Source organism: Ralstonia sp. RL (assembly GCF_001683835.1).
In the GTDB taxonomy this organism is placed as follows: Bacteria; Pseudomonadota; Gammaproteobacteria; order Burkholderiales; family Burkholderiaceae; genus Ralstonia; species Ralstonia mannitolilytica.
The window spans coordinates 1-3,303 of the sequence record NZ_LWRX01000035.1 but is presented as its reverse complement, the minus strand read 5'-3'; the positions used below and the strand labels follow the sequence as shown (position 1 = coordinate 3,303).

The window sequence follows — 3,303 nt, the reverse complement described above, 5'->3', positions numbered from 1 at the left end:
CCCGGCCAGAAGGCCTGCACCACCATTGCGCGGAACGTGAACGGCGGGTCTTCGTCCTGCCCCAGCTTCGAATACGCAAAGATGCCGCCGAGCAGCAGCGCCACCAACAGGAAGCGCGTGAGCGGCTGATGTTCAAGCGCCCAGCGTGACAGGTTGAAACGGGAATGTTCCATGCGCGCGGTGTGTGCGTGTGTTGGCGAGGGCCGGGGCGTCGATCAACGGCGCGGCGTGATGGCAGACTGCGCCGACGGTTGATCGGCCGGGGCCATCGGCATCACCTTCTGGCCGGCCTTGAGCAGGTGCACGCCGGCGGTGACGATGGTCTGGCCGGGCTGCAGTCCGCGGGTGACCAGCAGCACGTTGTCGCGCGGCGCACCGACCGTCACCGGCACCGGCTTGACCGTCTGCGATGCGGCGTCGTACAGCCACACCACGTTCTTGCCCTGCTCCTGCAGCAGCGCGGTGATCGGCACGCGCACGCCCATGCCGCCGCTGTCGGCACCGCCGCCGGGGCGTACAAACGTGGCAACCGCGGTCATACCGAGTTTCAGTTCGGGTGGCGGATTCGGAATCGAAATCTTCACGGTGTACGTGCGCGTGAGCGGGTCCGCCGCGGGCGCAATCTCGCGCACCTTGGCCGGAATGCTGCGCGACTGGTCGGCCCAAAGCCTGACGCTCACCTCGGGCGACTTGCGCAGCGTGTCGACCTGGTCTTCCGGGATGCCGACCACCACTTCCTTCTCGGCCGTCTGGGCCACGCGCACCACGGGCTGGCCGGCGGACACCACCTGCCCGACTTCCGCGTCCACGCCAGTCACCACGCCATCGGCGTCGGCTTCGAGCGTGGCATACGCGGCCTGGTTGGACTGATTGCGATAACCCGCCGCGGCCTGCTCATAGCGTGCCTGCGCGGCGTCGTAATTGGCTTGATGGCGTTGCTGCTCGGCCGCGCTGATGAAGCCCTTGGCAAACAGTTCGGAGAAACGTTTGAGGTCAGCCGCGGCGAGGTCGCGGTCGGTCTTGGCGGCCGACAGTTGCGCCTGGGCCGACTGCTGCGCGAGCGCCAGATCGGTCGGATCGAGCCGGGCGAGCACCTGGCCTTTCTTGACCGTCGCACCCACATCCACGAGCCGCGCGACGATCTTGCCCGGCACGCGGAAACCGAGGCGCGATTCAATGCGCGGGCGCACGTCGCCGGAAAACTCCGCGGTGCCGGCGCCGTGTTCACTGGTGACGGTCATGGTGCGCACCGGACGCACCTCGGGAGCCTTGGGCTGTTCCTTGCTGCAGCCGGCAAGCAGTGCCGCCGCCGTGAGCAACGCCGCGGTGGCCGCCACGCGGGGGATGCGTCCGCGCGACACCGAAGGCGTGTCGGAGGAACCGGTGAAGTCCGAATGCAGGTACGACGGGTACATCGCAGGCATGACACGCTCTCAGTAAATAACTGACCGGTCAGTAATATACCCACGGCAATGCGCAGGGTCAACGACGCGGCGTTGTCTGATTGACTTTTCTCGCAAGGCTCAGGCGGGCGGCATGCTGCACTGCAGCGCCATGTAGAATGAGCGCCCTGCTCCAACCCACTGTAACGGCTTCTTCCGTGACCCCCGACGAATACTGCGCCGACAAGGCCGCCCCGCCCGGCAGCGACGTGTACTACAGCGTATTGTTTCTGTCGCCCGAGCGCCGCCGCGCAACCGTCGCGCTCGAAGCCGTGCGCCGCGAACTGGAAGACGCCGTGCGCGATGCCAGCGATCCGTCGGTCGTGCAGACCAAGCTCCAGTGGTGGCGGCAGGAACTGGCGCGGCTGTTCGAGGGCCGCCCCGAGCACCCCGCCACGAAGGCGCTGCAGCCGTTCCTGAACACGTACGACATCGGCGCCGTGCACCTGGGCGAACTGCTGGCCGGCGTGGAAGCCGACGCCATGCAGAACCGCTATCTCGACTGGCCCAACCTGCGCCGCCATGGCGATCAGGTGGCAGGCGTGGCGGGCCGGCTGGCCGCGCGCATTGCAGGGCATACCCATGCGCGCACGCTGGAATTTGCGCGGCAGATGTCGCTGGCCGAGCAGCTCGTCCATTTCATCCGCAACCTCGGTGAAGATGTCCGGCACAACCGCATCTATATCCCCGTGGATGAATTGCAGCGTTTCAACGTGCCGGCCGCCGACCTGTTCAACCGCCGCTATGCAGAAGGCTTCAAGCCGCTGATGGCGTCCCAGGCCGAGCGCGCGCGTGCAACGTACAACGAAGCGCTCGCGGCGCTGCCAACCGAAGACCGCCGTGCGCAGCGCCCCGCGCTGATTCGCGGCGTGCTGGCCATGCGCTTGCTTGATGAAGTGGAGGCCGACGGCTTCCAGGTGCTCACGCAGCGGACCGACCTCACGCCGCTGCGCAAGCTGTGGCTTGCCTGGAAGACGCAGATCCGCGGCTGATCAGGCCTTGATCAGGTCGAGAGGCGCAAACCGGCCGGCCAGCACCGGCTGGGAATCCATGCCCCACCAGCGCTCCAACACCGTCGCGTAGAGCGAGCGGAAATCCACCGACGGATCGAGGTTGCCGCTGCCATCCAGCCGCTCCAGCACGGGCCCCTGGCCTGCCAGCCCGCCCTTCACGCGCCCGCCCGCCACGAAGTGCGCCGCGGCCGTGCCGTGGTCCGTCCCGCCGTTGAGGTTTTCGCGCGGACGTCGGCCGAACTCCGAGTACGTGACGACCAGCGTGTCGTTCCAGCGGCCCAGTTCGGTCAGGGCGCTCTTGAGCGAAGCGATGCCTTCGGCCAGTTGCCGCAGCAGATTCGCCTGCGTGCCTTGCTGGTTGGTGTGCGTATCGAAGCTGCCCAGCGACAGGCACACCACCGCAACGTCGGCACCGCCGTGACCAGGTGCGGCGACCACCTGCATCGCCGCCTTGATCGAATTGCCAAAGCCGCCGTCGGGAAAGCGCGTCTGGAACGCGTACTTGCCCGACTTCGGACGCAGCCCGTCGGCCGCCTTGACGATATCCGCCTCGACCTTCAGTACGTGCGCGAGCGTGGCGTTTCCGCGTGCGTTGGAGGGCATTGCCAGTTTGGCTTCGTTGAGAAAGGCGTCCGGACTGGCCAGCGCCACGGCGCGTGCGCCGCCATCCAGCGGGCCGAGGTCTGCGCTGCCGATGATCACGCCATCGGCGCCGAACGATGCGGGCACCGGTTTGACGGCGAAGGCGCGGGTAAGCCAGCCCTCGCGCAGATATTGGTCGGAGCGCGAGGCCGTGTCCCAGATCTCGATGGAGCGGAAATGCGAGAGATTCGGCTGCGGATACGACA

Annotated in this window: 3 protein-coding genes; 1 reads left to right on the top strand and 2 read right to left on the bottom strand. The window is 67.3% G+C overall.

The genetic code is table 11. From position 1 onward, the window contains the following. Nucleotides 1–215: 215 nt before the first annotated feature. On the bottom strand, nt 216–1,424 hold the full coding sequence (locus A6M56_RS03850) for an efflux RND transporter periplasmic adaptor subunit (protein WP_062738509.1): 1,209 nt from the start codon (nt 1,422–1,424) through the stop codon (nt 216–218). A gap of 137 nt (nt 1,425–1,561) precedes the next feature. Between A6M56_RS03850 and hpnD the strand changes: the two genes are divergently transcribed. Then, nucleotides 1,562–2,434 carry a presqualene diphosphate synthase HpnD gene (gene hpnD, locus A6M56_RS03845; RefSeq protein WP_082062893.1) on the top strand — a complete coding sequence of 291 codons (873 nt, stop codon included), beginning with the start codon at nt 1,562–1,564 and terminating at the stop codon, nt 2,432–2,434. Here hpnD and A6M56_RS03840 read toward each other — a convergent pair. After that, on the bottom strand, nt 2,435–3,303 hold an 869-nt coding region (locus A6M56_RS03840; RefSeq protein WP_286757791.1), incomplete at its 5' end, for a DUF1501 domain-containing protein.

What these genes read in the sequence shown, in the direction of transcription:
- hpnD (WP_082062893.1), top strand. Translation starts at nt 1,562, where the DNA reads ATGAGCGCCCTGCTCCAACCCACTGTAACGGCTTCTTCCGTGACCCCC.
- A6M56_RS03850 (WP_062738509.1), bottom strand. Translation starts at nt 1,424, where the DNA reads ATGCCTGCGATGTACCCGTCGTACCTGCATTCGGACTTCACCGGTTCC.